The sequence below is a fragment of the Bradyrhizobium sp. CSA207 genome, from assembly GCF_029051685.1.
GTDB lineage: Bacteria > Pseudomonadota > Alphaproteobacteria > Rhizobiales > Xanthobacteraceae > Bradyrhizobium.
In genome coordinates this window covers 163,137-188,443 of sequence record NZ_JAACFT010000001.1, presented here as the reverse complement: position 1 = coordinate 188,443, position 25,307 = coordinate 163,137, and the positions used below count along the sequence as shown (strand labels likewise).

Annotated in this window: 21 protein-coding genes; 12 read left to right on the top strand and 9 right to left on the bottom strand. The window is 64.5% G+C overall.

What is annotated here, in order from left to right; all coding sequences use genetic code 11:
- Nucleotide 1: 1 nt before the first annotated feature.
- The 10 genes from GWG65_RS00835 to GWG65_RS00790 all read left to right on the top strand — a co-directional run bounded on the left by GWG65_RS00835 (nt 2) and on the right by GWG65_RS00790 (nt 11,056).
- Nucleotides 2-967, top strand: a complete 966-nt coding sequence (locus GWG65_RS00835; RefSeq protein ID WP_275193388.1) for an ABC transporter permease — start codon at nt 2-4, stop codon at nt 965-967.
- A 13-nt stretch (nt 968-980) separates the two neighbouring features.
- Nucleotides 981-1,967, top strand: coding sequence for an ABC transporter ATP-binding protein (locus GWG65_RS00830; RefSeq protein WP_275193387.1), 987 nt, complete (start codon nt 981-983; stop codon nt 1,965-1,967).
- Complete coding sequence (locus GWG65_RS00825; protein WP_275193386.1) at nt 1,964-2,953, top strand: oligopeptide/dipeptide ABC transporter ATP-binding protein; 990 nt, start codon at nt 1,964-1,966, stop codon at nt 2,951-2,953. The genes GWG65_RS00830 and GWG65_RS00825 overlap by 4 nt, the downstream gene beginning before the upstream one ends.
- Before the next feature lie 87 nt (nt 2,954-3,040).
- On the top strand, nt 3,041-4,846 hold the full coding sequence (locus GWG65_RS00820) for a gamma-glutamyltransferase family protein (RefSeq protein ID WP_275193385.1): 1,806 nt from the start codon (nt 3,041-3,043) through the stop codon (nt 4,844-4,846).
- Nucleotides 4,847-4,859: 13 nt separating this feature from the next.
- Complete coding sequence (locus GWG65_RS00815; RefSeq protein WP_275193384.1) at nt 4,860-5,570, top strand: DUF1028 domain-containing protein; 711 nt, start codon at nt 4,860-4,862, stop codon at nt 5,568-5,570.
- Nucleotides 5,567-6,556, top strand: a complete 990-nt coding sequence (locus GWG65_RS00810) for an ABC transporter ATP-binding protein (protein WP_275193383.1) — start codon at nt 5,567-5,569, stop codon at nt 6,554-6,556. Before GWG65_RS00815 ends, GWG65_RS00810 begins: the two co-directional genes overlap by 4 nt.
- Nucleotides 6,556-7,656 (top strand): dipeptide ABC transporter ATP-binding protein, encoded by a 1,101-nt coding sequence (locus GWG65_RS00805; protein ID WP_275193382.1) that lies wholly within the window; start codon nt 6,556-6,558, stop codon nt 7,654-7,656. The genes GWG65_RS00810 and GWG65_RS00805 overlap by 1 nt, the downstream gene beginning before the upstream one ends.
- Nucleotides 7,657-7,679: 23 nt before the next feature.
- Complete coding sequence (locus GWG65_RS00800; protein ID WP_275193381.1) at nt 7,680-9,191, top strand: ABC transporter substrate-binding protein; 1,512 nt, start codon at nt 7,680-7,682, stop codon at nt 9,189-9,191.
- Between the two features lie 31 nt (nt 9,192-9,222).
- Nucleotides 9,223-10,164 (top strand): ABC transporter permease, encoded by a 942-nt coding sequence (locus GWG65_RS00795; protein WP_275193380.1) that lies wholly within the window; start codon nt 9,223-9,225, stop codon nt 10,162-10,164.
- 4 nt (nt 10,165-10,168) lie between these two features.
- Entirely contained in the window at nt 10,169-11,056 is an 888-nt protein-coding gene (locus GWG65_RS00790; protein WP_275193379.1) for an ABC transporter permease, read from the top strand.
- Between the two features lie 131 nt (nt 11,057-11,187).
- On the opposite strand, the gene GWG65_RS00785 is transcribed toward GWG65_RS00790, so the two are convergent.
- The 9 genes from GWG65_RS00785 to GWG65_RS00745 all read right to left on the bottom strand — a co-directional run bounded on the left by GWG65_RS00785 (nt 11,188) and on the right by GWG65_RS00745 (nt 22,581).
- A complete protein-coding gene (locus tag GWG65_RS00785) occupies nt 11,188-11,934 on the bottom strand; it encodes a hypothetical protein (protein ID WP_275193378.1) in 747 nt (248 codons plus the stop codon).
- Between the two features lie 9 nt (nt 11,935-11,943).
- Nucleotides 11,944-13,194, bottom strand: coding sequence for an adenylate/guanylate cyclase domain-containing protein (locus tag GWG65_RS00780; RefSeq protein ID WP_275193377.1), 1,251 nt, complete (start codon nt 13,192-13,194; stop codon nt 11,944-11,946).
- Nucleotides 13,191-13,580: a response regulator gene (locus GWG65_RS00775; protein ID WP_247984945.1), complete on the bottom strand. Its 390-nt coding sequence runs from the start codon at nt 13,578-13,580 to the stop codon at nt 13,191-13,193. The genes GWG65_RS00780 and GWG65_RS00775 overlap by 4 nt, the downstream gene beginning before the upstream one ends.
- Complete coding sequence (locus tag GWG65_RS00770; protein WP_275193376.1) at nt 13,577-16,156, bottom strand: ATP-binding protein; 2,580 nt, start codon at nt 16,154-16,156, stop codon at nt 13,577-13,579. Before GWG65_RS00770 ends, GWG65_RS00775 begins: the two co-directional genes overlap by 4 nt.
- Before the next feature lie 148 nt (nt 16,157-16,304).
- On the bottom strand, nt 16,305-19,400 hold the full coding sequence (locus GWG65_RS00765) for a multidrug efflux RND transporter permease subunit (protein ID WP_275193375.1): 3,096 nt from the start codon (nt 19,398-19,400) through the stop codon (nt 16,305-16,307).
- Nucleotides 19,401-19,468: 68 nt separating this feature from the next.
- Nucleotides 19,469-20,659 carry an efflux RND transporter periplasmic adaptor subunit gene (locus tag GWG65_RS00760; RefSeq protein ID WP_275193374.1) on the bottom strand — a complete coding sequence of 397 codons (1,191 nt, stop codon included), beginning with the start codon at nt 20,657-20,659 and terminating at the stop codon, nt 19,469-19,471.
- Nucleotide 20,660: 1 nt separating this feature from the next.
- Complete coding sequence (locus GWG65_RS00755; RefSeq protein ID WP_275193373.1) at nt 20,661-21,362, bottom strand: TetR/AcrR family transcriptional regulator; 702 nt, start codon at nt 21,360-21,362, stop codon at nt 20,661-20,663.
- A gap of 89 nt (nt 21,363-21,451) precedes the next feature.
- Nucleotides 21,452-22,042 carry a thiamine pyrophosphate-dependent enzyme gene (locus tag GWG65_RS00750; RefSeq protein ID WP_275193372.1) on the bottom strand — a complete coding sequence of 197 codons (591 nt, stop codon included), beginning with the start codon at nt 22,040-22,042 and terminating at the stop codon, nt 21,452-21,454.
- Nucleotides 22,039-22,581 carry a phosphonopyruvate decarboxylase gene (locus GWG65_RS00745; protein WP_148737380.1) on the bottom strand — a complete coding sequence of 181 codons (543 nt, stop codon included), beginning with the start codon at nt 22,579-22,581 and terminating at the stop codon, nt 22,039-22,041. Before GWG65_RS00745 ends, GWG65_RS00750 begins: the two co-directional genes overlap by 4 nt.
- Nucleotides 22,582-22,685: 104 nt before the next feature.
- Between GWG65_RS00745 and GWG65_RS00740 the strand changes: the two genes are divergently transcribed.
- Together GWG65_RS00740 and rocD are read left to right on the top strand one after the other, a co-directional pair.
- Complete coding sequence (locus tag GWG65_RS00740) at nt 22,686-23,918, top strand: cytochrome P450 (protein ID WP_275193371.1); 1,233 nt, start codon at nt 22,686-22,688, stop codon at nt 23,916-23,918.
- A gap of 163 nt (nt 23,919-24,081) precedes the next feature.
- Complete coding sequence (gene rocD, locus GWG65_RS00735; RefSeq protein WP_275193370.1) at nt 24,082-25,296, top strand: ornithine--oxo-acid transaminase; 1,215 nt, start codon at nt 24,082-24,084, stop codon at nt 25,294-25,296.
- Nucleotides 25,297-25,307: the final 11 nt, after the last annotated feature.

Below are 25,307 nucleotides of genomic sequence, written 5' to 3'. Positions count from 1 at the left end.
GATGAGCGACGCCGTCGTTCCGCACAAAGTCGAAGGGCGCGGCTCGCACGCCGCGCCGCCCTGGTTCAAACGCGCGCTCGACAGCGACCTGTTCTACTCATTCCGCCGCTCCAAAATCACCATGGTCGCAGCGGCGGTGACGCTGCTGTTCTTCCTGCTCGCGATCCTCGCATCGGTGCTGTCGGTCCAAAATCCCTTCGATCCGGCGCAGCTCCAGTTGATGAACTCGCGCATCTCGCCGCTATGGACTGCCGACGGTCAGAGCCCGTTCCTGCTCGGCACCGACGAGCAGGGCCGCGACGTGCTGTCGGCGATCCTCTATGGAATGCGCATCTCGCTCCTCGTCGGCGTGCTCGGCGTCGTCTTCTCCGGCGCGATCGGCATCCTGCTCGGGCTGACGGCCGGCTATTTCGGCGGTGCCGTCGACGGGCTGATCATGCGCATCGCCGACGTGCAGCTCTCCTTCCCGGCGATCCTGATCGCGCTCCTGATCAACGGCATCGCCAAATCGGTTTTCGGCAACAAGCTCGACGAGATGAGCATGCTGGCCGTCCTGGTCTTCGCGATCGGGTTGAGTTTTTGGGTGCAATATGCCCGCACGGTGCGCGGCTCCGTCATGGTCGAGAAGAACAAGGACTATGTCGCCGCCGCCCAGCTCATTGGCCTGCCCGCCCCGGTGATCATGCTGCGCCACGTGCTGCCGAACACGATGGGGCCGATTCTCGTGATCGCCACCATCAACCTGGCGCTCGCCATCATCACCGAGGCGACGCTGTCCTTCCTCGGCTCGGGCATGCCCGAGACCATGCCGTCGCTAGGCACGCTGATCCGCATCGGCAACAACTATCTCTTCGCGGGTGAATGGTGGATCGTCGCCTTCCCGGGGCTTGCGCTCGCGGCGCTGATCCTGTCCATCAACCTGCTCGGCGACTGGCTGCGCGACGCGCTCAATCCAAAGCTCCGATGACCATGCCTCGCTCATGACCGAACCCGTCCTCTCCGTCCGCAATCTCCAGGTGGAGTTCGCCTCCCGCCGCGGCACGCTGCGCGCCATCGACGGCGTCTCCTTCGATATCGCCAAGGGCGAGGTGCTGGGCGTGGTCGGCGAATCCGGCGCCGGCAAATCCGTGACCGGCCTTTCCGTGATCGGCCTGATCGATCCGCCCGGCCGCATCGCGGGCGGCGAGATCCGCCTGTCGGGCCTGCGCATCGACAATCTGCCGCCGGAGGAGATGCGCCGCGTCCGCGGCAAGCGCATCGGCATGATCTTCCAGGATCCCCTCACCTCGCTCAATCCGCTCTACCGGGTCGGCGAGCAGATCATCGAGACGATCAGAACACATCTGAACCTGTCTGAGACGGCCGCACGCCGCCGTGCCATCGACCTGCTGGCCGAAGTCGGCATTCCCGCACCGGAAAAACGCATCGACGGCTATCCGCACGAATTCTCCGGCGGCATGCGCCAGCGCGTGGTGATTGCGCTGGCGATCTGTGCCGAGCCGGAACTGATCATCGCGGACGAGCCGACCACCGCCCTCGACGTCTCGGTACAGGCGCAAATCATCTCGCTGATCAAACGGCTTGGGCGCGACCACGGCACCGCCGTGATGCTGGTGACCCACGACATGGGCGTCATTGCGGAAACCTCTGACCGTGTCGCGGTCATGTATGCCGGCCGCGTCGCCGAGATCGGGCCCGTGCAGGATGTCGTCAGGAATCCGCTGCATCCCTATGCCAAAGGTCTGATGGGCGCGATCCCGACGCTCGCGGGCGACGACAAGCGCCTGGTGCAGATTCCCGGCTCGATGCCGCGGCTGTCGGCGATCCCGCGCGGTTGCTCCTTCAATCCGCGCTGCGCCTTCGCGTTCGATCGCTGCCGTGTCGAGCGGCCGGAGCCACTGCCGCGCGGCGCGCAATCCGTCGCCTGCCATCTCTACGACAGCGTACCGGCGGAGAGCGCGGCATGAGCGTCCCCTTCGTCGAAGCGAAAAATCTGCGCCGCGTGTTCGATGTCTCGAAACCGTGGCTCAATCGCGTGCTGGAAGGCGGCCACCTCGAATATCTCAAGGCCGTCGATGGCGTCACCTTCGACATCAGGAAAGGCGAGACCTTTGCGCTGGTCGGCGAGTCCGGCTCGGGCAAGACCACGGCGGCGCGGATGGTCGTCGGCCTGCTGCCGCCGAGCTCCGGCAACGTCTTGATCGACGGCGTCTCGATGACCGACCCGCGGCAGGCGCCGGCACGGCGAAAGCTGCGCCGCCGCATCCAGATGATCTTTCAGGATCCCTATGCGAGCCTGAACCCGCGCTTCAGGGTCGACGCCATCATCTCCGAGCCGATCCGCGCCTTCGACCTCATTCAAGGCGAGCGTGACATCCAGGGACGCGTCGGCGAGCTGCTCAGCCTCGTCGGCCTGCATCCGGACGACCGGCTGAAATATCCGCACGAGTTTTCGGGTGGCCAACGTCAGCGTATCGCGATCGCGCGCGCGCTTGCCTCGGAAGCGGAGTTCATCGTCTGCGACGAGCCGACCTCGGCGCTCGACGTCTCCGTTCAGGCGCAGATCCTGAACCTGATGCGCGACCTCCAGGACAAATTCGGCCTGACCTACATGTTCATCAGCCACAACCTCGCAGTCGTCCGCCACATGGCGAGCCGCGTCGGCGTGATGTATCTCGGCCGCATCGTCGAGATCGCCGAGGGCAAGGAATTGTTCGCTCGCCCGCGCATGCCCTACACCAAGATGCTGCTGGGCGCCGTGCCCGATCTTGCGATGAGCGGCCGTCAGCGTATTCCGGTCAAGGGCGAGATCCCGAACCCGATCAACCCGCCCCCCGGCTGCGCCTTCAATCCGCGCTGCCCGCTGGCATTCGATCTCTGCCGCAAGCAAGCCCCGGAACTGATCGACGGCGTCGCCTGCCATGCGGTCAACGCCGCGCCGGTACCGGCGTGACGCGCGCGTGCCATGCGGCCTGCGCATTGGCGGCACGGCATAGCCTGTGATCAATTGCGCGCGCCGCAAATGAGGTCCTGAAGTCCAATGGCCAGCATCGTCAATCCCGATCCCTTCACGACGAGGCCCGAGATCGAGGGCACTTTCGGGGTCGTTACCAGCACGCACTGGATTGCGACCGCCGTCGGCATGGCCATTCTGGAAAAGGGCGGCAATGCCTTCGACGCCGGCGTCGCCACCGCCTTCACGCTCCAGGTGGTCGAGCCGCATCTGAACGGTCCCGGCGGCGACGTGCCGATCATCGTGCACGACGTCAAACGCGGCCACACCGAGGTGATCTGCGGCCAGGGCCCGGCACCCGCGCGCGCGACCATTGCGCTTTACAAGAGCGAAGGCCTCGACATGGTGCCCGGCACCGGCCTGCTCGCGGCCTGCGTCCCCGGCACGTTCGAATCCTGGATGATGCTGCTGCGCGATTACGGCACGCTGCGGCTGCGCGACGTGCTGGAGCCCGCCATCTCCTACGCGCGCGACGGCTATCCGCTGGTCGAGCGCGCCTGCGCCACGATCCAGACCGTCGAGCAATTGTTCCGCCAGCACTGGCCGACCTCGGCCGCGGTCTACCTGCCGAATGGCGAGGTGCCGAAGCCCGGCACGCTCTTCACCAACAAGACGCTCGCGGCAACCTACACCCGCATTCTCAGCGAGGCCGAAAGCGGCGGCGGCGACCGCGATGCGGAGATCGCGCGCGCACGAAAGGCCTGGTCGCAGGGCTTTGTCGCGGAGGCCGTCGACAAGTTCTGCCGGACGCAGGAGGTGATGGACGTCAGCGGCTCACCCCATCGCGGCGTGCTCTCGGCCGACGATATGGCGCGCTGGCAACCGACGGTCGAGGCTCCCCTCACTTACGACTATGGCCGCTACACCGTCTGCAAGGCCGGCGTCTGGAGCCAGGGTCCGGTGACGCTGCAACAGCTCGCATTGCTGAAGGGATTTGCCCTCGACGGGCTCGACCCGACCGGGCCGGAATTCATCCATCTCCAGATCGAATGTGCCAAGCTCGCATTCGCGGACCGCGAGAAGTTCTACGGCGATCCCAAGTTCAACGAGATCCCGATCGCGACATTGTTGTCGGATGCCTATAACGACGAGCGCCGCAAGCTGGTCACCGACAAGGCCTCGCTCGACTTCCGGCCCGGCTCGGTCGAAGGGTTTGGCGGCGTCGTGAAACTGCGCCGCGCCGAGGGACAGCGCGAGGCGGTCGGCGCGCTCGGCGCCGGCGAGCCGGCCGTGGGGCGCTTCGGCGAGGTACGCGGCGACACCGTGCATTTCGACATCATCGACAAGACCGGCAACATGGTGTCCTCGACGCCGTCTGGCGGCTGGCTGCAATCTTCGCCCGTGATCCCGGAGCTCGGCTTCTGCCTCGGCAGTCGCGCCCAGATGTTCTGGCTGGAGGAAAACCACCCTGCCTCGCTCGCGCCGGGCAAGCGGCCCCGGACCACGCTGTCGCCGACCATGGCGCTGCGCGACGGCGAGCCGTATCTGGCCTGGGGCTCGCCCGGCGGCGACCAGCAGGACCAGTGGATCACGCAGTTCTTCCTACGGCACGTCCATTGCAACCTGAATCTCCAGGAGGCGATCGACGCGCCGGCCTGGCACTCCGAGCATTTCCCGATCTCGTTCTGGCCGCGGACCGCGCGTCCCGGCGTGCTCGTGGTCGAGCACCGCGTGCCGAAGGCGACGATCGAGAATTTGCGCGAGCGCGGGCATATCGTGGAGGTCGGCCCCGACTGGTCGGAAGGCCGCCTCACCGCAGCCTCGCGAGTCGGCCCGCGCCGCCGCGCCGCCGCCAACCCGCGCGGCATGCAGGGCTACGCCGCAGGGCGCTGATGATGGGCAACATATGACCTGGTCGATCATCGCGCGCGATCCTGCCACCGGCCAGTTCGGCATTGCCGTCGCGACACGCTTCTTTGCGGTCGGCGCGCGTGTTCCCTTCATCGCCGCCGGCCTCGGCGCCATCGCGACGCAGGCCTTCGTCAATCCCTATTACGGCATCGACGGCGTCAAGCTGTTGCGCGAGGGCCTCAACGCGCATGATGTGCTGGCCACCCTGCTCGCGACCGATGACGGCCGCGAGAGCCGCCAGATCCACATCATGGACGCCAGCGGCGAGATCGCAGCTCACACGGGCCGCGACTGCGTCGACTGGTGCGGCCATATCGCCGGCAGCGGCTTTTCCATTGCCGGCAATATGCTCGCGGGCGGCGACGTGCTCGACGAGACGGCAAGGACCTATATCGCCAATGACAGCCTGCCCTTTCCACGCCGCCTGCTCGCGGCCATGCGGGCGGGCGAGGCCGCCGGCGGCGACAAGCGCGGCAAGCAATCGGCCGCGCTCCTGATCCACGGCGAGGAGGAATGGCCGGCGCTCGATCTGCGCGCCGACGATCATCCAGATCCGCTCGGCGAACTCGAGCGGCTCGAACAAGTCAGCCACGAGCTTTGGGTGCACTTTCGCGACTCGCTGCCAACGCGGCGGAACCCGGCCGGCAACACCGATCGCAGCGTCATCGATGCCAGTATCGCCGCAGCGCATGCAAGGCGATCATGAGCGCGGCCCCTCTCATCGACATCAAGGATCTCCGCATCCGTTTCCACGGCGACGACGGCCGCGTGACCCATGCGGTCGACAGCGTTGATCTGAGTGTCGCCCATGGCGCCACGCTCGGCCTCGTTGGAGAATCCGGCTGCGGCAAGAGCGTGACGTCGCTCGCGATCATGGGCCTGCTGCCGAAGCAAAGCGCGGAGATATCAGGCGCGATCCGCTTCGACGGGTTTGACCTGCTGAAGACTTCGGACCAGACTCTGCGCGATCTGCGCGGCAACCGGCTTGCGATGATCTTTCAGGAGCCGATGACCTCGCTCAATCCGAGCCTGACCATCGGCGAGCAGATCATCGAGACGATCCTGCGCCATCGCGGCGGTGCGCGCCGCAGCGCGCGCGAGCGGGCAATCGAGCTGCTGCGCCGCGTCCACATTCCTTCGCCCGAGCGGCGGATCGACGAATATCCGCACAAGCTGTCCGGCGGCATGCGCCAGCGCGTGATGATCGCGATGGCGCTCGCCTGCGATCCGCGGCTCCTGGTCGCGGACGAGCCGACCACCGCGCTCGACGTCACCCTGCAGGCGCAGATCCTGGAGCTGATGCGCGAGTTGAAGGCGGCGAGCGGCGCCGCCATCATCCTGATCACCCACGATCTCGGCGTGGTCGCCGAAGTCTGCGACGAGGTCGCGGTGATGTATGCCGGCGAGATCGTCGAGCGTGCACCGGTCGACGAGCTGTTCTCCACGCCGCAACACCCGTATACGGTCGGCCTGCTCGGCTCGATTCCGCGGCTCGATCACCGCGCCGATCAGCTGGCGACCATCGAAGGCATGGTTCCGAACATGGCGCAGCCGCCTGCCGGTTGCCGCTTCGCCGCACGCTGCCCGTTCGTACTGGACGCCTGCACCAGGGCGCCGCCTCCACTGATGGAAATCAGCCCCGGCCACCTCTCGCGCTGCATTCGCGCGCCGCTCGAACTTTTGGTGTCGTGATGGCGCTGCTCGAGGTCAAAGGACTGGTCAAGCATTTCGTCGCCGAGCGCTCGCTGTTCGGCCGTGCATTGGCGCATGTCAAAGCGGTCGATGGCGTTTCCTTCGCGCTCGACGCCGGCAAGACGCTGGCACTGGTCGGCGAATCCGGTTGCGGCAAGTCCACCGTCAGCCGCCTGGTGCTGCGTCTGATCGAACCGGATGCGGGCAGCGTTCGCTTCGACGGCCGCGATCTACTCTCGCTCGACGCGGGCGCGCTACGCGCCTTCCGCCGCGAGGCGCAGATCATCTTCCAGGATCCCTACGCCTCGCTCAACCCGCGCATGACTGTCGGTCAGATCCTGACCGAGCCGCTGGCACTGCATAATCTGATGCCGCCGGCGCAGCGGCGCGAACGCGTCGAGGAGCTGCTGCGGCTGGTGGGGCTCGAGCCACGGCTCGCGCGGCGTTATCCGCACGAGTTCTCCGGTGGCCAGCGCCAGCGCATCGCCATCGCCCGCGCGCTCGCGGTCGAGCCGAAGCTGATCATCTGCGACGAGCCGGTCTCGGCGCTGGACGTCTCGATCCGTTCGCAGATCCTCAATCTCCTGCGCGAACTGCAGGACCGGCTCGGCCTTGCCTACATTTTCGTCTCGCATGATCTGGCCGTGGTCAAGCACATCGCCGACCACGTCGCGGTGATGAATCTCGGCCAGATCGTCGAGACGGCGGAGGCGGATGCGCTGTTCGCTGCGCCTCGCCATCCCTATAGCCGGGCGCTGCTGTCCGCGATCCCCGTGCCCAAACCGCGGGCAAAAAGCAGCCGGATTGTGCTCCAGGGGGAGATCCCCAGCGCGCTCGACCCGCCACCCGGATGCCGCTTTCACACCCGCTGCCCCTACGTGGTCGAACGCTGCCGCAGCGACATGCCGAAACTTGTGCCGGATGGCATCGGACATGCAACGGCCTGCCACCGAATGTCGGAACTACCGTCGTCCGAGGCAATCGTCCCAGCGGATGGCGGCTTCTCGCCGGTTCTTGAAAAATTGGTCGCTGCCTTCAGCGGCGGTACGGAAGCAGTCCGCGGCGGCGGGGTTAGTTCATTGGGAACGGACCCGGCATAACCGTAAAACAGAGGTTGAGAGCGATGAGTCCTATGCGTTTGGCAATCCTGGCGTCGGCACTGCTGACATCGCTGGTAGGCGCAGCCCATGCCCAGACCACGCTTCGCATCGGCATCGCCGAAGATCCTGATATCCTCGACCCCAGCATCGGCCGCACCTATGTCGGGCGCATCGTGTTCTCCGCGTTCTGCGACAAGCTGTTCGACATCGACGAGAAGCTCAACATCGTGCCGCAGCTCGCGCTGTCGCATGAGACGTCGCCTGACGGCAAGGAGATGACGATCAAGCTCCGGCCCAACGTCAAATTCCACGACGGCGAACCGCTGGATGCTGAAGCCGCAAAATTCTCGATCGAGCGGCACATGACACTGCCGACTTCGTTCCGGAAGTCCGAGCTCGGCAGCGTCGATCACGTCGAGGTGGTTGACCCCCTCACCATCAAGCTGGTGCTCAAAACCCCCTACTCGCCCCTGATCGCCCAGCTCACCGACCGCTCCGGTATGATGGTCTCGCCGAAGGCGGCGAAGGAGGCCGGCGACAAGTTCGGCCTGCATCCGGTCTGCGCGGGTCCGTACAAATTCGTCGAGCGCATCCAGCAGGACCGCATGGTCTTCGAGAAATTCGCCAACTACTGGAACAAGGACAACATCCATATCGATCGCGTCGTATTCCTGCCGATCGTCGATGCAACGGTGCGGCTCGCCAATCTGAAGTCCGGCGGGCTCGATTTGATCGAGCGCGTGCTGGCCACCGACATCAAGGACGTCCGCGCCGATCCCAAGCTCGTGCTGTCGACGGCGCCCGAGCTCGGCTATTACGGCCTGACCGTCAATATCGGCAACGACAAGGCGAAGGGGCCGCTGAGCCAGTCGGCGAAAGTACGTCAGGCGCTCGATCTGTCGATCGATCGCGAGGCCATCAACCAGGTCGTCTTCAACGGCGAGTTCACCCCCGGCAATCAATGGGTCAGCCCCGCGCACCCCTATTACCAGAGGGCGTTTCCGGTCCGTGGCCGCGACATTGCGAAGGCGAAGGCGCTTCTGAAGGAAGCGGGCATCACCTCGCCGGTGACCGTCGACTACATGATTCCCAAGGGCGCGGAGAACGAAGCCGTGGCCCAGGTCATCCAGTCCATGGCCGCGGAAGCCGGCTTCGACATCAAGATCCGCGCTGTCGAATTCGCGACGACCTTCAAGCAGGCCCAGGCCGGCGAATTCCAGGTCTTCCAGATCAACTGGAGCGGCCGCATCGATCCGGACGGCAACTCTTATATCTTCATGCGCAGCAAGGCTCCGCAGAACGACGGCGGGTATTCGAACCCGGAAGCCGACAAGCTGATGGAAGATGGCAGGCTGACCTCAGACGCCAATGAGCGCAAGGCGATCTACGAAAAGCTGGCCAAGATCGTGCTCAATGATTTGCCGATCATCTATATCTATCACCGCAAGCTCCTGATCGCACACACGACCAAGCTCGAGGGCTACCGGCAGATGCCTGACGGGCTGGTGCGCGTGGTCGGGCTGAAGTTCAAGTGATCGGGGCTACGCCTCTGACGCGAGCCGAACCATGCTGAACTTCCTCGCCCGCCGCATCGTGCACATCGTGCCGACGCTGTTCTTCGTGTCGGTGCTGATCTTCTCGCTCCAGCAATTGCTGCCGGGCGATCCGGCACTGGTGATGGCCGGCGAGGAACGCGATCCGGCCGTGATCGAGCAGATCCGCCAGCAATACCAGCTCGATCAGCCGATCCCCGTTCAGTACGCCTATTGGCTCAAGGGTGTCCTCACCGGCAATTTCGGCGAATCGCTGCGCAACAAGATGCCTGTGCGCGAGCTGATCGCACAGAAGCTGCCGGTGACGCTCCAGCTCGGCTCGATGGCAATGTTGATCGCGTTCCTCATTGGCATTCCCGCCGGCATCGTCTCAGCCGTGAAGAAGGGGACCGCCTGGGACTACGGCGCCAATTTGTTCGCGTTGTGGGGCATCTCGACACCGAATTTCTGGCTCGGGATTCTCATGATCTTCCTGTTCTCGATCGAGCTCGGCTGGCTGCCCGCCTCGGGCTATGTACCCCTCACCGAGAACTGGCGCGCGAGCTTAGCTGCCACCATCATGCCGGCCTTCGTGCTCGGCAATGCGATTTCCGCGGTCCTGATGCGGCATACGCGCAGCGCCATGCTTCAGGTGCTGGAAAGCGACTATGTCCGCACCGCGCGCGCCAAGGGCTTGTCGGAGCGCTCGGTGATCCTCAAGCATGCCCTGCGCAACGCGCTGACGCCGGTGATCACGCTCGGCGCGCTCGAGCTCGGCACGCTGCTGTCGGGCGCCGTGCTGACCGAACAGATCTTCTCCATTCCCGGTTTCGGCAAGCTGATCGTGGACGCCGTCTTCAACCGCGACTATGCGGTCGTGCAGGGCGTCGTGCTGGTGACGGCGACGGTCTATATCACGCTCAACCTGATTGCCGATGTCGCCTACATTCTCGTCAATCCGCGGCTGCGGGGTTAGATTCATGACCGACGCCGCCCTGCCCGCCGTTCCCGTCGCGCAAGCTTACGAGCTGGACAGCCCGGCGCGCCGCGCCCGACGACGGCTGTTCAAACGCAAGGCGGCGGTATTCGGCCTCGTCGTGATCACGATGTTCATCGGCCTGGCGCTGCTCGCCCCGCTGATCGTGCCCTACGATCCCATTGCGACGAGTTGGAGCCTGGTGCGCAAGCCGCCCACCGCAGCGCACTGGCTCGGCACCGACGAGCTCGGCCGCGACATCCTGAGCCGCGTGGTTTACGGCGCGCGGGCGTCTCTGCTCGCAGGCTTCATCTCGGTCGCGATCGCGCTCGGCATCGGCGTGCCGCTCGGCCTGCTCGCAGGCTATCGCGGCGGCTTTGTCGATGCGCTGATCAGCCGGATCACGGATGCGATGCTGGCCTGCCCGTTCCTGATCCTGGCGATCGCGCTGGCGGCATTCCTCGGTCCGAGCCTGACCAATGCCATGATCGCGATCGGCATCTCGGCAACCCCGATCTTCATTCGCCTGACCCGCGGGCAGGTGCTGAGCGTCAAGGCTGAGGACTATGTCGAGGCGGCGCGGGCGCTCGGCAATCCGCCGTGGCGGATCGCGTTCTCGCATATCCTGCCGAACATCCTGCCCGCGCTGCTGGTGCAGGCTACGCTGTCGATCGCCGCTGCGATCATCGCCGAAGCGGCGCTGTCCTTCCTCGGCCTCGGCCAGCAGCCGCCCGCGCCCTCGTGGGGCAGCATGCTCAACGCAGCGCAACGCTTCCTGACCCAGGCGCCCTGGATGGCGGTCTGGCCGGGGCTCGCGATCTTCCTGGTCGTGCTGTCCCTGAACCTGCTCGGCGACGGCCTGCGCGACGCGCTAGACCCGCGGCAGCGCTAGGCGTCCCTCATGGTGAGGAGCGCGCTCTTGCGCGCGTCTCCGGACGACGCTTCGCATCGCCGGGAGAACCATGAGAGCCCGTGGCCATCCTTCGAGACGCGGCCTGATGGCCGCTTCTCAGGATGAGGAGCTCAAATGATCACTTCGCGCATGACGCGCCGGCAGTCCATCTCGTATTCGAGATCGACCACCGGCGGCCGCGCGAAATGCCAGGTGAGGCCGGAGCGCAGCGCGCCGCGGCGGACCAACTCGTCGGCAAGCGCGTGGTGGAAGTCGTGCACGGAATAGGCCTGCACACCGGTCGTGTCCTTCCAACCGAAGCCGAACGCCCTCATCCGGTTTTCCATCTGCGAGGTCGTTGTGAACCGCACCTTCTCGCGCAAACCCTCCGGGCTGAGATCGCGGTAACGCACCGTACGCTCGACATAGGTACCGCTGCCTTCGCGCGCCTCCGCACCGCCAGAGATCACGAAGCTTGGCGCCTTCGACCCCGTCGGGCGGGTGAAGGAGAACGCATAGAACGACGGTTCGGACGGCGGATCGATCTCGGGACAGACATTGCTGCGAGCCACCGGATTCGTTACGCCGTCGAAGATGTCCCATTCAGACAGCGTCTTCACATAATGCAGGTTGAACGCGCGAAAACCTTCCTCGCTGAAGGCCGCTGGCGAGCGCAGCTCACAGGCACAGAAGGCAGTCAAAGGCCTCCCCGCGTCCTGGATGAACTTCGCCGCGAGCGCAAAACCCTCGGCGAGCGGCACGAGACGGTCGAATCGGACGCGCTCGATCTCGTAGCCATGATCCGCAGCCGCGCCGGCCGAATACTGGAACACGGACGGAATGAAGCGATAATTGCCGAGAGAGAATTCACGGATCATGACGAACTCCTAGTCCAGTTGCATGCGAATGCCCTTGGCGCCGTTGAGCAGGCGCTTGAGGTGAAAGCCGGCCAGCGCATCGTCGGCGTGCATCCCGATCAGGGCCGCAAAAGCGGGCATGGCGGCCGCGTCGCCGGCCGCCATCTTGGCGAAGGCTTCGGAGTACCGCGCTGTGGCCGGCGCTTCGAATTTCGCCGGCGGCAGCGGCTCGAACGCGCGCAAAGGTTCGCTGCGCCCGCGCAACATCAGCTCGCCCACGGGGCGGCCCTGGAAATTCGCGGCTCCCTCAGCGACGCTCGCACTGACGCAGATGCGGGTGCCCAGATGCTTGTTAGCGGCCTCCAGCCGCGCAGCGATGTTGATGGTATCGCCATAGGCGGTGTAGTCGAAGAAGCGGTTGCCGCCGAAATTCCCGACCAGCGCCGGTCCGGCATGGACGCCGATGCGGGTGATCCCGAAATTCACGCCCCTGGCCTTCCAGCGCGCGCAAAACTCCTCCGCCCAGGCGTCGAGATCGTGGGCACAGGCCACGGCACGCGTCGCATAGTCCGGCTGGTCGCCGGGCGCATTGAAGAGCACCTGGATCGCATCGCCGATGATCTTTGCAACCGTTCCCTCATGCGCGAAGACGATCTCGGTCATGCCGCCGACATATTCATTGAGGAGCTCGCCGAGCGTCTCGGGCGCCACGCTCTCCACCAGCGACGTGAATCCGGTGATGTCGGTGAAGATGGTGGCAACGTCGCGCCACTGCACCTCCATGCCGTCGCCATCGACATCCGCCGCCAGCCGCCTCGCAATCTCCGGCGAGAAGTAGCGCGACAGCGAAGCGTGCGCGCGTTCGGCCTCCATCTGGCGGCGCCGCGCTTCGCGCAGCACCTCGACATGGCGGATGGTCTTCTGGATCGTGGTCTCCAGATCGGCGAAGTCGATCGGCTTGGTCAGAAAATCGAACGCGCCGCGGTTCATGGCGGTGCGGATGTTGCTCATGTCGCCGTAGGCCGAGACGATGATGGTCGACTTCTTTTCCTCGGCCTCCTGGAGCTTCTGCAACAGCGACAGCCCATCCATCCGCGGCATATTGATGTCGGCGACCACCATGTCGACATGCGGATGACGCTCGATCGACTCCAGTGCCTCGAGGCCGTCGCGCGCGAACATGAAGTTGACCAACCCTTCGCGAAGCTGCCGGCGGAATTTTTGCAGGATCAGCGCCTCGAGGTCCGGCTCGTCATCGACGAAGAGGATGGTCGGGGTCATGCCGCCTGCTCGAGCCTCGTATCGATCTCCTGGCGCAATTGCGCAAAGTCGATCGGTTTGGTCAGGAGCCCGACGGCGCCGCGCTCGATCGCCTTCCGGCGCGTTTCGGCGTCGCCGTAGGCCGTGATCATGATGACGGGAACGTCCGGCCGCTCGGCGCGCACCTTCGGCAGCATGTCGAGCCCGCTCATGCCGGGCATGTTGACGTCCGACAGGATCAGAATCAACGATGGGTCGCGAACATTGGCGGCGCGCTCGAGCGCGACGGGCGCCGAAAGCGCAAACTCCATCTGGAAGCGTCCCGATCGCAGATCGCGCCGGAACTGCTGGCGAAATAGCGCCTCAACGTCGGGCTCGTCGTCGACGACAAGAATGTAAACGTTCAAGTCCTGCCTCCAGTAGTGCCTCGCGCCGCCAGCGTGCGTGGCAGCGTGATGATGAATTCGGTGAATACACCCGGCTCGGTTTTCACGTCGATCGTTCCGCCATGCTGTTTCACGACGATGTCGTGGCTCATGGAAAGACCGAGCCCCGTTCCCTCGCCCGCCGGCTTGGTGGTGAAGAAGGGATTGAACATCTTCTCCTTCACCTCCGGCGGGATTCCGGTGCCGTTGTCGCGTATTCTGATCTCGACCCTATTGCCGAGATTCTTCGTCGACGCGCTCAGCGCCGGCTCGAAGCCGTCACTCTCGGCCTCCTTGCGCTTGGACGTGGCGTAGAAGCCGTTCGAGATCAGGTTGAGCAACACCCGCGTGATCTCCTGCAGATAGATGTCGAGCATGCCGGCGGTCGGATCGAAATCGCGCTTCAGCGTGACGTTGAAGCCGGGCCTTTCGGCGCGCGCGCCGTGATAGGCCAGGTTGAGGCTTTCCTCAACGATGGCATTGATGTCCGCAGGCCGATGCTCGCCGGAGCCTTCGCGCGAATGCAACAGCATGTTCTTGACGATGGAGTCGGCGCGTTTGCCGTGCTGCACCACCTTTTCGAGGTTGCCCTTGAGCATGTGGGTGAGCTCGCCGACCTCTTCCTTCGTCTTGTCGTCGAGGTTCGCCGATCCCAGGACCTCATTGAGCTCGTCGATCAACTCTGTCGAGACTGATGAGAAATTGTTGATGAAGTTGAGCGGGTTCTTGATCTCGTGGGCGACGCCGGCCGTGAGTTGGCCGAGCGAGGCGAGCTTCTCGGTCTGGACCAGGCGATCCTGCGCGGTGCGCAATTCGTCGAGAGATTGCGACAATTCCTTGGTGCGCTCCTGGACTTCGTCAAATAGCCGCACGTTCTCGATCGCGATCAGAGCCTGGTCGGCGAATGTCGTCGCAAGTTCGATCTGCTTGGTACTGAACGGGCGCACCATGTGGCGTGTCAATACGAATACACCTATCGGTACACCATCGCGCAACAGCGGCACGCCGAGCATGGTCCGCACGTTGGAAGTTCTTCGGGCCGCGGAGGGGGCATAGTCGGGATCCGCCTGCACGTCGGGGACGTGGATCGTCCTGGCCTCCAGCAGGGTACGTCCGACCACGCTTCCTCTCTCAGGCACACTCGTGAATGTCGCGAGGTGGGTTTTCTGCACGTCTCCGAGTCCATGGCTTGCAGCCAGGCGATAGCCGTCATCCATCGGACGGAAGATCGTCCCTTCGTCCGCGTCACACAATCGGGCCGCTGATTCGACGAGAGTGTCCAGGACGGTCTGTAGGTCGAAGGCCGAGCGACTGATGACTTTCAGCACCTCTGCCGTTGCGGTCTGCTGTTGAAGGGATTCACTCAGTTCCGCGGTACGTCGCTCGACCTTGTTTTCCAGGTCTGCGTAGGATTCCTGCAGCCGCGCGCCCATGTCGTTGAACTGATTGGCGAGCCCTTCGAGCTCGTCGCCGGTATGAATCGAGATGCGCTGCGAGAAATCGCCGCCGCCGATCCGCTCGGCGCCCGTGCGCAGCGCCTGGATCGGACCGACCATGCGGCGCGCCAGGAAGATCCCCGCGAGCACCGCGAAGATCGACGCTGCGAGCAGCACGATCGCGAGCCGCTGCAACGAAGCATAGAGCGAGGCGTAGGCCTCCTCGACCGGCAATTCCACGAACATGGTCCAGCCAAGCGGCGCGATCGGCGCGGAGGCCGTCAGAACCTTCCGGCCCTGGATATTGGTCGCCTCCTGCAATGCGTCCGGCATCGTGCCGCCACCGGCCCGAGCCCCTCGCACCTGCTCGAGTCCGGACATGTCAGTGTTGCGCAGCACGAGACTGATGTCGGGGTGCGCGATCAGGCGGCCCTGCGATCCCACCACATAGGCGTGGCCGTGCTCGCCGACCTTGATCTGGGAGACCACGTCCCAGATCAGCTTGAGGTTCACCTCCGCAATGCTGACGCCGGCATCCTTGCGCGTGCCGGCCAGCGCCAGCGTCATGTAGGGCTCGGACTCCCGGCGGAAATAGACCGGCCCGTAATAGACCTTGTGCGCGACGGTTTCGGTGAACTTCGGATCACCCGACAGGTCGATGCCGCTCTCGATCGCATCCATGGCCAGGCGCGAGACGCGCAGGCGCTCCTTGCCGGTCGCGTCCACCTCGGCGAGCTCCGTGATGGCAGGCACCTGGCGCAGCAGCCGCAGCGCGTCGAACCGGCGCTGCTCGATCGAGCCCGCTGACCAGGGTAGCTGTGTGGTCCAGCCGAGCTGGCTCTCGATCTCCTTGACGAACTGGCCGATCTTGGCCGCGGCCGCCTCGGCCTGCTCGTGCTGGACCCTGATCAGCGACGCCTTGTGCTCGCGATAGTAAAAAAGCACCTCGAACAGGCCATTGGCCAGCAGCGCGACCGCGACCACCGCCACGAACAGGGCGACATATTTGGTGAACAGCCGGGTCCTGATCCCTGGGCCCGCCACACCGGACACGACGCCCTCCGCCGCGGCGCTCGGCAGCGTCCTGGCTTGCGGGGTGTCGGGATGGAGGGAAAGGCTCATCCCGCCAAGCCTAGCAAGAAGGCCGGACCTTGTCTCTCGCAAGCAAGGCGAAGAGCGCGGGAGCATGACCGGTAGCCGGGGCCAACAAGACAAAGAGGGCGGCAACGGATTGGCCGCTGCCGCCCTCTTATTCAGGTGCCCTAAGGCTTCAGGTCGGCCGCAGGGCCTTGGAGCCGAGGTCGAGATCGGCGACCTGCTTGTTCCGCTCGGAATCGGCTACCGCGCGATGGTCGGTCGCCAGCACCACGTAGACCGCGGGCAGCACGAACAGCGTGAACAGCGTGCCGATCGACATGCCGGCGACGACCACGAGGCCGATCGAGAAGCGGCTGGCCGCGCCCGCACCGGTCGCGGTCAGGAGCGGGATCAGGCCCGTCACCATCGCCGCCGTGGTCATCAGGATCGGCCGCAGGCGGATGCGTGCGGACATCTCGATGGCCGAGCGGCGGTCGAGCCGTTCGTTGACCTGGAGCTCGTTGGCGAACTCCACCATCAGGATGCCGTGCTTGGTAATCAGGCCCACCAGGGTCAGCAGACCGACCTGGGTATAGATGTTCATCGTCGCCATGCCGAAGAACAGCGGGATCAGTGCACCCACGATCGCCATCGGCACCGAGATCATGATCACGAGCGGGTCGCGCAAGCTCTCGAACTGCGCCGCCAGCACCAGGAAGATGATAACCAGCGCAAAGCCGAAGGTGACCGCGAGCTGATTGCCTTCCTGAACATACTGCCTGCTGTCGGCGAGATAGGCGTGGCTGAAGCCTTGCGGCAGCTTCTTGGCCTCGCCTTCGAGGAAGTCGACCGCCGCACCGACGGTCACCCCGGGCATCGGCACCGCCGAGAAGGTCGCCGAATTGAGCTGATTGTAGTGCGTCAGCGAGTTCGGGTCGGTCCTGGTATCGATCGACACCACCGTCGAGAGCGGAAGCTGCTGACCGGTGTTGGTCGTCACGTAGTAGCCGCCGAGCGAGTCCGGCGAGAGCCGCTTGCCGCGCGGCACCTGCGGGATGACCTGGTAGGAACGCCCCTCGAGGTTGAAGCGGTTGACGTAGTTTCCGCCGAGCAGCACCGCAAGCGCACTGCCGACGTTCTGCATGTTGATACCGAGGTCCTGGGCCTTGGTGCGGTCGATCTTCACCGTCACCGTCGGCTGATTGTAGGCAAGATCGCTGTCGGAGACGATGAACATGCCGCTCTTGCGCGCCGCGTCCTTCAGCTTCTCCATCTGCTCATAGACCGTCTGGAATCCCGCGGTGGAATTGATCACCATCTGCACCGGCAGGCCGCCCGGTCCGCCCGGCAGCGGCGGCAGGTTGAACGCGAAGGCCTGCACGCCCTCGATCTTGGAGAGCTCGGCCTGCACCAGCGGCTTCAACTGGATCGACGAACGCTTGCGCTCCTCCCACGGCTTCAGCAGCATGCCGGCGATGCCGCCCTGGGGGCCGTTGATGCCGTTCAGCACGAAGCGCAGATCGGTCTCGGGAAACTTCTGGAATTTCTCGTCGAGCTTCTCGCCGTAGAAATCGACATAGTCGATGTTGGCGTATTTCGGCGCCTTGGTCACCGCGAACACGATGCCCTGGTCTTCCTCCGGCGCCAGCTCCTTCGAGGTGTGCATGTAGAGGAATCCAACCAGCCCGAGGATCGTCACCGCGAACAAACCGGTGATGGCCTTGTAGTCGAGCGAGCGGTCGAGCCTGCGGCCGTACCAGCGCGTCAGCGCGCCGAACACTTTATTGACGAGCTTGGCGAACCGGCCCTCCTCGGTGTTCTTCAGCAGCACCGAGCACATCATCGGGGACAGCGTCAGCGCGATCACGCCGGACACGATCACCGAACCCGCGAGCGTGAACGCGAATTCGCGGAACAGCGAGCCGGTGAGGCCGCCGAGGAAGCCGATCGGGGCATACACGGCGGCCAGCGTAATCGTCATCGAAATGACGGGACCGACGATTTCGCGCGCGCCCTGCAGCGATGCCTGGACCGGCGTCTTGCCCTCTTCCAGATGCCGATGGATGTTCTCCACCACGACGATGGCGTCGTCGACGACGAGACCGATCGCGAGCACCATGGCGAGCAGGGTCAGCAGGTTGAAACTGAAGCCCAGCGCCAGCATCAGCGTGCAGACGCCGATCATCGACAACGGGATGGTGACGACGGGAATGATGACCGAACGGAACGACGCCAGGAACAGGAAGATCACCACGATCACGATGATCACGGCCTCGCCCAGCGTCTTCTCCACCTCGTCGATCGACGATTGGATGAACTTGGTGGAATCGTAAGCGACCTTCATCTTCATCGACGGCGGCAAATTGCGCTCGAGTTCGGGGAATAGCGCGCGCACGCCCTTGACCAGCGTCAGCGGGTTGCCCTGCGGTGTCGCCTGCACGCCGATGAAGATCGCGTGCTCGCCGTTGAAGGCAACGCTCGCATCCGTGCTTTGGGCGGCAAGCTCGACGGTGGCGATGTCCTCCATCCGCACGAAGCCGCCGTCCTTGGCTTTGACGATCAACTTCTTGAACTGGTTGACGTCGGTAAGACCAGTGTTCGTCGAGATGTTCGAGACGATGAGGTAGCCCTTGGTCTGCCCCGCGGCGGACTGGAAGTTGTTGGCGGCGATCGCGGCCGAGACGTCGGCCGGCGATACGTTGCGACCGGCCATCTTCGTCGGGTCGAGCCACAGCCGCATCGCAAAGGTCTGGCCGCCGAGGATGTCGGCCGAGGCGACGCCGTCGACGGTCGACAGCACCGGCTGCACCACGCGCGTCAGATAGTCGGAGATCGCCGAGCCCGACAGCTCCTCCGAGGAGAAGCCGAGATACATCACGGCCGTGGTTTGACCCGTGGTCTTGGTGACGATCGGGTCGTTGGATTCCTTCGGGATCAGATATTTGACCGAGTTCGTCTTGGCCAGCACCTCGGTGAGCGCCTGGTTCGGATCGAAGTTCAGCTTGATGTAGACCTGGATCGTCGAGGTGCCGAGCACGGAGGACGAGGTGATGTAGTCGACACCCTCGGCGGAAGCGACCGCCTGCTCGATCGGCGTGGTGATGAAGCCCTGGATCAGGTCGGCCGACGCGCCGGGATAGACGGTCGTGATGTTGATGACCGTGTTCGAAAGCTTCGGATATTGCCGGATCGGCAGCACCATCGCAGCGCGCAGGCCGATCAGCAGGATCAGCAGGCTGACGACGACCGACAGGACCGGACGCTTGATGAAAATATCGGTAAGGGCCATCGCGGCGATCTCGATTTCTATGTCTCAAGAAGCGTGATCCGGCCGGGCCGGATCACGCAATTGTCTGGTTAATAGCGCGGCGGTTGCGCCGGGATCTGCGGGGCCGGGTCGGTGGAAATCGACACCGGCGCGCCCGACTGCAGCTTGAGCTGGCCGACGGCGACGACCTTGTCGCCCGGCTTCACACCTTTGAGGATTTCAACGCGACCCTCGACCCGGCTGCCGGTCTGCACGAAAGTGCGCACCGCGCTCAGGCTGGTCTTGCCGTCTTCTTCCTTCTTCTCGGTGATCACGAACACGGAGTCGCCGTACAGCGTGTAGTCGACCGCCGTCTCCGGCACGGTGATCACGGCCGGCTTATCCGGCAGCACCACAGTGGTGGTCACGAACATGCCCGGCTTCAGGATCTTCTCCGGATTGGCGACGGTGGCCTGCACGCGGATGTTGCGGGTGTCGGCCGAAATCTGCGGCTCGATCGTGGTGATCTTGGCGTCGAAGGTGCGGCCCGGATAGGCGTCGACCTTCAGCCGAACCGATTGGCCGACCTTGAGGCTGCCCGAGTCCTTTTCCGTCACCGTGAAGTTGGCCCACAGCTCCGACAGGTCGGTCAGCGATACGATGGCCGTGCCGGCCGTCAGATACTGCCCGACCTCGACCTTGCGCATGCCGAGATCGCCGGAGAACGGCGCGCGGACCAGCTTCTGCGAGATCAGCGCCTCGGTCTTGGCGATGCCGGCCTGCGCCTGGTCATGGGCGGCCTGTGCCTGGTCCACGGTCGCCTGTGGACCAAACTGGCGCGACGCCAGCTGCTTGGCGCGATCCAGCGACAGCTGCGCGACGGTCGCCTGCGCCTTATAATTGGCGAGATCGCCCTGCTCCGGCGTGTCGAACAACTGCACCAGCGGCGTGCCGGCCTCGACATGCGTGCCCGGCTCGAACTTGATCTCGGTGACGCGGCCGTTGACGTCGGCGCTGACGTCGACCTGGTGCACGGCGGCGAGACCGCCGACCGCGGTCAGCAGGTTCGGTATGACCTCGGACTTCGCCTCGGCGGCGCTGACGGCAACCGGCGGCGGCTTGTTGTTGGCGAAGAACTGCTTGATCATCTGGCCGCGGAAATAATTGAACCAGACGAGACCACCGACGAGCACGCTCAGCAGCGTGCCCACGATGATGAACCACAGCACCGGCCGAACCGGACGCTTGGGAGCCTTGTCGATCGGTTCGCCCGAAATCTTGTGTTCGGTTACGATGTTCATGTCATGCGCTTTCTGCAATCGCCTTCTTGCCCACACCCGGCGCCAAAGCGCGGTCCAGATGCGAAGCAATTGCGGCGTCGTTAAGTCCGATACCCCTCAGGAGAAACTCACAGAGCTGGCGCTCCAGATCGTTCGCCTTACCGTAGTCGAGGCAGGGCGTGGCCGGCAGCCTGGTCAGCGCAGCCGTCATCACCGAATGATGCGCAAACCAGAACAGATTGAGCGGCTCGCCGATGCACGGCCGTGCGTCGCCGGCGGCGACCGCGCGCTCGAGCGAAGCGACGAAGACCGCGCCGATCAGCATTTCGATCTTCGCATATAGCAAACGCGCGAACTCGCCATCATCCAAATGGCTCGTAGCCATCAATCGCAGGCGCTGGGCCTCTTCCTGATCGGGGCCGTCGGCGATATGAAGGAAATGCTGGACCATGCCGCGGATCAGTTCGACCAGGGTGGCAGTCGAGGGCTCCCGTTCCAGCAGCTCCATCAGCGCCGGATCGGCCTCGCACTCATCGCTGAGAATTTCAGCGTAGAGCGCCGCCTTGGACGGGAAGTGCTTGAACAGCAATGCCTCGGAAATAGCAGCGGCGGCCGCCACGCTCTTGGTCGTGGTGCCGGTATAACCGTGTCGGGCAAAGCAGCGCTTTGCGGCGCCGAGGATCAATTGACGCCTCAGGTCGCTCGTCATTCGCAGTGAGCTCATGCGAGTGAGTAAGCACTCACCCACGCAAAAGTCAAGCTAAATGGTGCGATGCAACCTACGAGGAAATCTCCAAAAGGTATCTATTGGTTCTAAATCGGCTGGAAGCCGAGGTCGCCGCGGATCCGGTTGACGATGTAAGTCCCGTCCCGGCTTGGCAAAATCCGGTCCAAATTGGCGTTGGCGATCTTCACATTGGCAAATCTCGGCCCCACCGAGACCTCGTGGACGGCTTTGGCGAAGGTCTCGACCTCGGCCATGGTCGAGATTGCGCAGGCGTTCGCGATGCCGCAGGCCTTGGCGACACCGACGAGGTCGGCGGTGGCCGAGGTGTGGCTGATCTGGCCGCCGGTCTCGCCGTAGCACTCGTTGTCGAGCACGACGATCGAGAGGTTGGGCGGCTTTTGCAGGCCAATAGTGGCGAGGCTGCCCATGCCCATCAGCATCTCGCCGTCGCCGGTGATGACCAGCACCGGCAGTCTTGGCTGCGCCAGCGCAAGCCCCAGCCCGATCATTGCGGCGCCGCCCATGCCGCCCCAGAGATAGAAGTTGCGCGGATGGTCGCCGACGGCGGTGATGTCGTTGGTGGAGGCACCGAGGCCACCGATCGCAACTACGTCCTTGCGGCCCGCGAGCAGCGTTGACACCACCTGACGGCGGTCGAGGAGATTGGCCTTGCTCATTTGGTGAAAACCTTGGCGCCGATCAGGCGCTGCGACAACAGGACGGCGGTTGGCGTCAGCGCGTTATAGGCCTGCGCTGCGGCCGCCTCTAACACCGCCGGCACCTCGGCCGCATTGGAGGCGCGCAGCACCTTGATGCCGGAGAGCTCGAACACGCCCTGCGTGGTCGATCCCATTGGCACCTGCCACGGATTGAACTCGCCCCACTCGCCTCGCATGGTCACGAGGGTGAGGAACGGAAAGCGCAGGATCGGGATCAGCGATAGCATGTTGATGCAATTGCCGACCCCGCTCGACTGCATCAGCAGCACGCCGCGTTGCCCGCCGGTCCAGGCGCCGGCCAGGAGCGCCACGCCCTCCTCCTCCGTCGTCAGCGGAATGCCGCGCATCGTTGACGATGCCAGCACGCGCTGGATCAGCGTCGAATGGCCGGCATCGGGCACGTAAGGCACCTGCCGGACGTCGTAGCGTTGCAAGGTCGCGAAAATGTCGTCGGGCCAGTTCGGGGCCGTGTCGGCTGCGTCAGCGCGGGCGTGCATTTTCCTGTCCGTCGGCTACAAATCACGGCATGACTGTAGACGGACGCACGCCTCGATCGAACAACAAAAGCGGCATATCGGGATTAACCGGCGAGTATAACGGGATGAACGCAGATGCGAAGGCGTTGGCGGCAAGCTTCGACCTTGAGAAGCTGACGCCGCAATTCTACGACAACCCCTACCCGACTTATCGTGCACTGCGGGAGAATGAGCCGGTCAAGCGCCTGCCGAACGGCACCGTGTTCCTGACCCGCTACGACGACCTCGTCACCACCTACAAGAACACGAAGTCGTTCAGCTCGGACAAGAAGCGCGAGTTTGCGCCGAAATACGGCGACACCCCGCTCTACGAGCACCACACGACGAGCCTCGTCTTCAACGATCCGCCGGCACATACAAGGGTGCGGCGCCTGATCATGGGCGCGCTGTCGCCGCGTGCGATCGCCGGCATGGAGGGCGACCTGATCAAGCTGATCGATGGTCTGCTCGATGCCATCGCCGCCAAGGGCAGCTGCGAGCTGATCGAGGACTTCGCCGCTTCGATTCCCATCGAGGTGATCGGCAACCTTCTCGACGTACCCCATGACGAGCGCGAGCCGCTGCGGGACTGGTCGCTGGCGATCCTGGGGGCACTCGAGCCGGTGGTGTCGAGCGAAGCGGCCACGCGCGGCAACAAGGCGGTGGAAGACTTCCTCGCCTATCTCTCGACGCTGGTCGCGCGCCGGCGCCAAAAGCCCGGCAACCCCGAGCGCGACGTGCTGACGCGCCTGATCCAAGGAGAGGACAACGGAGAGGACAACGGCGAGCGGCTGACTGAGAAGGAGCTGCTGCACAACTGCATCTTCCTGCTCAATGCCGGACACGAGACCACCACCAACCTGATCGGCAACGGCCTCGTGACGCTCGACCGAAATCCGGACCAGAAGCAGCGGCTGATCGACAACCCCGAGCTGATCAAGACCGCCGTGGAAGAGATGCTGCGGTACGAGAGCTCGAACCAGCTTGGCAACCGCATGACCACCGAACGGGTCGAGCTCGGCGGCGTCATGCTCGATGCCGGCACTTCGATCACGCTGTGCATTGGCGCGGCCAACCGCGATCCCGCGCAGTTTCCAGACCCCGAACGCTTCGACGTCGCGCGCACGCCGAACCGGCATCTCGCCTTCGCCACCGGTGCGCATCAATGCGCCGGCATGGCGCTGGCGCGACTCGAAGGCGCCATCGCGATCTCGCGTTTCCTGGCGCGCTTCCCGAACTATACCGTCAGCGGCCGGCCGGTGCGCGGCGGACGGGTGCGGTTCCGTGGCTTTTTGAGCGTGCCCTGCTCAACCGGCTGAGGCCTCGAAACAAAAAAGTCGAAAACAACCCCATGCACAGTAGCGGGTGGCCGGCGGAAGATTGCCTTGTGGATTCCCATAACCATTTGACAAGGGGAGGCAAATCGGCGGGATCGCACGCCTCGCCAATGGCCAGTGCCGGAGCAGCAATGGAGTGACGAAGATGAACTCGTCGGTCATTGATTTCCTCGCAACCGAAGCACGCTTTGGCGCCCGCAATTACGAGCCGATCGGGGTCGTCCTGTCGCGCGGCGAAGGTGTCTGGGTGTGGGACACCGAAGGCAACCGTTACCTCGATTGCCTCTCGGCCTATTCGGCGGTCAACCAGGGCCACTGCCACCCCAAGATCCTGGCGGCGATGGTGGAACAGGCCCACAGGCTGACGCTCACCTCGCGCGCCTTTCACAACGACCAGCTCGCCCCGTTCTACCAAGAGATCGCGGCGCTGACAGGCTCCCACAAGGTGCTGCCGATGAACAGCGGCGCCGAGGCGGTCGAAAGCGCGATCAAGTCGGTGCGCAAATGGGGCTATGAGGTGAAAGGCGTGCCGGACGGCCAGGCCGAGATCATCGCCTGCGCCAACAATTTCCATGGACGCACGCTGGGCATCGTCGGCTTTTCAACCGACCCTGAGACACGCACCCACTTCGGGCCGTTCGCGCCTGGCTTCAAGATCATCCGGTTCGGGGACACGGCGGCGCTGGAAGAGGCGATCACGCAAAACACCGTCGCTTTTCTGGTCGAGCCGATCCAGGGCGAAGCCGGCGTCATCATTCCTCCGGCCGGCTATTTCACCAAGGTGCGGGAGCTCTGCACGGCCAACAACGTCATGCTGGTGCTCGATGAGATCCAGACCGGGCTCGGCCGCACCGGCAAGCTGCTCGCCGAACAGCACGAGGCAATCGAGGCGGACGTGACGTTGCTCGGCAAGGCCTTGTCCGGCGGCTTCTATCCGGTCTCAGCCGTGCTCTCGAACAACGACGTGCTCGGGACCTTGAGACCCGGGCAGCACGGTTCGACCTTCGGCGGCAACCCGCTTGCCTGCGCGGTGGCGCGCGCGGCGATGCGGGTACTTGTCGAGGAAGGCATGATCGAGAACGCGGCCAGGCAGGGCGCGCGCTTTCTCGAAGGCTTGAAAGACATCCGAGCCAACACGATCCGCGAGGTGCGCGGGCGCGGCTTGATGCTCGCGGTCGAGCTGCATCCGGAGGCCGGCCGCGCGCGCCGCTACTGCGAGGCGCTCCAGGGCAAGGGCATCCTCGCCAAGGATACCCATGAGCACACGATCCGCATCGCCCCGCCGCTGGTGATCACCAGCGATCAGGTCGACTGGGCGCTGGAGCAATTCGCCACGACCCTGACGCAGGATTTCTCTTGAGGCTGCCTGCG

Excerpts from the sequence above, each read along its gene's own strand:
- GWG65_RS00770 (WP_275193376.1), bottom strand. The coding sequence starts at position 16,156 with ATGAGCCTTTCCCTCCATCCCGACACCCCGCAAGCCAGGACGCTGCCG.
- rocD (WP_275193370.1), top strand. The coding sequence starts at position 24,082 with ATGAACTCGTCGGTCATTGATTTCCTCGCAACCGAAGCACGCTTTGGC.
- GWG65_RS00780 (WP_275193377.1), bottom strand. The coding sequence starts at position 13,194 with ATGACCCCGACCATCCTCTTCGTCGATGACGAGCCGGACCTCGAGGCG.
- GWG65_RS00760 (WP_275193374.1), bottom strand. The coding sequence starts at position 20,659 with ATGAACATCGTAACCGAACACAAGATTTCGGGCGAACCGATCGACAAG.
- GWG65_RS00740 (WP_275193371.1), top strand. The coding sequence starts at position 22,686 with ATGAACGCAGATGCGAAGGCGTTGGCGGCAAGCTTCGACCTTGAGAAG.
- GWG65_RS00815 (WP_275193384.1), top strand. The coding sequence starts at position 4,860 with ATGACCTGGTCGATCATCGCGCGCGATCCTGCCACCGGCCAGTTCGGC.
- GWG65_RS00755 (WP_275193373.1), bottom strand. The coding sequence starts at position 21,362 with ATGAGCTCACTGCGAATGACGAGCGACCTGAGGCGTCAATTGATCCTC.
- GWG65_RS00830 (WP_275193387.1), top strand. The coding sequence starts at position 981 with ATGACCGAACCCGTCCTCTCCGTCCGCAATCTCCAGGTGGAGTTCGCC.
- GWG65_RS00820 (WP_275193385.1), top strand. The coding sequence starts at position 3,041 with ATGGCCAGCATCGTCAATCCCGATCCCTTCACGACGAGGCCCGAGATC.
- GWG65_RS00750 (WP_275193372.1), bottom strand. The coding sequence starts at position 22,042 with ATGAGCAAGGCCAATCTCCTCGACCGCCGTCAGGTGGTGTCAACGCTG.
- GWG65_RS00795 (WP_275193380.1), top strand. The coding sequence starts at position 9,223 with ATGCTGAACTTCCTCGCCCGCCGCATCGTGCACATCGTGCCGACGCTG.
- GWG65_RS00810 (WP_275193383.1), top strand. The coding sequence starts at position 5,567 with ATGAGCGCGGCCCCTCTCATCGACATCAAGGATCTCCGCATCCGTTTC.
- GWG65_RS00825 (WP_275193386.1), top strand. The coding sequence starts at position 1,964 with ATGAGCGTCCCCTTCGTCGAAGCGAAAAATCTGCGCCGCGTGTTCGAT.
- GWG65_RS00745 (WP_148737380.1), bottom strand. The coding sequence starts at position 22,581 with ATGCACGCCCGCGCTGACGCAGCCGACACGGCCCCGAACTGGCCCGAC.
- GWG65_RS00765 (WP_275193375.1), bottom strand. The coding sequence starts at position 19,400 with ATGGCCCTTACCGATATTTTCATCAAGCGTCCGGTCCTGTCGGTCGTC.
- GWG65_RS00805 (WP_275193382.1), top strand. The coding sequence starts at position 6,556 with ATGGCGCTGCTCGAGGTCAAAGGACTGGTCAAGCATTTCGTCGCCGAG.
- GWG65_RS00790 (WP_275193379.1), top strand. The coding sequence starts at position 10,169 with ATGACCGACGCCGCCCTGCCCGCCGTTCCCGTCGCGCAAGCTTACGAG.
- GWG65_RS00835 (WP_275193388.1), top strand. The coding sequence starts at position 2 with ATGAGCGACGCCGTCGTTCCGCACAAAGTCGAAGGGCGCGGCTCGCAC.
- GWG65_RS00800 (WP_275193381.1), top strand. The coding sequence starts at position 7,680 with ATGAGTCCTATGCGTTTGGCAATCCTGGCGTCGGCACTGCTGACATCG.
- GWG65_RS00785 (WP_275193378.1), bottom strand. The coding sequence starts at position 11,934 with ATGATCCGTGAATTCTCTCTCGGCAATTATCGCTTCATTCCGTCCGTG.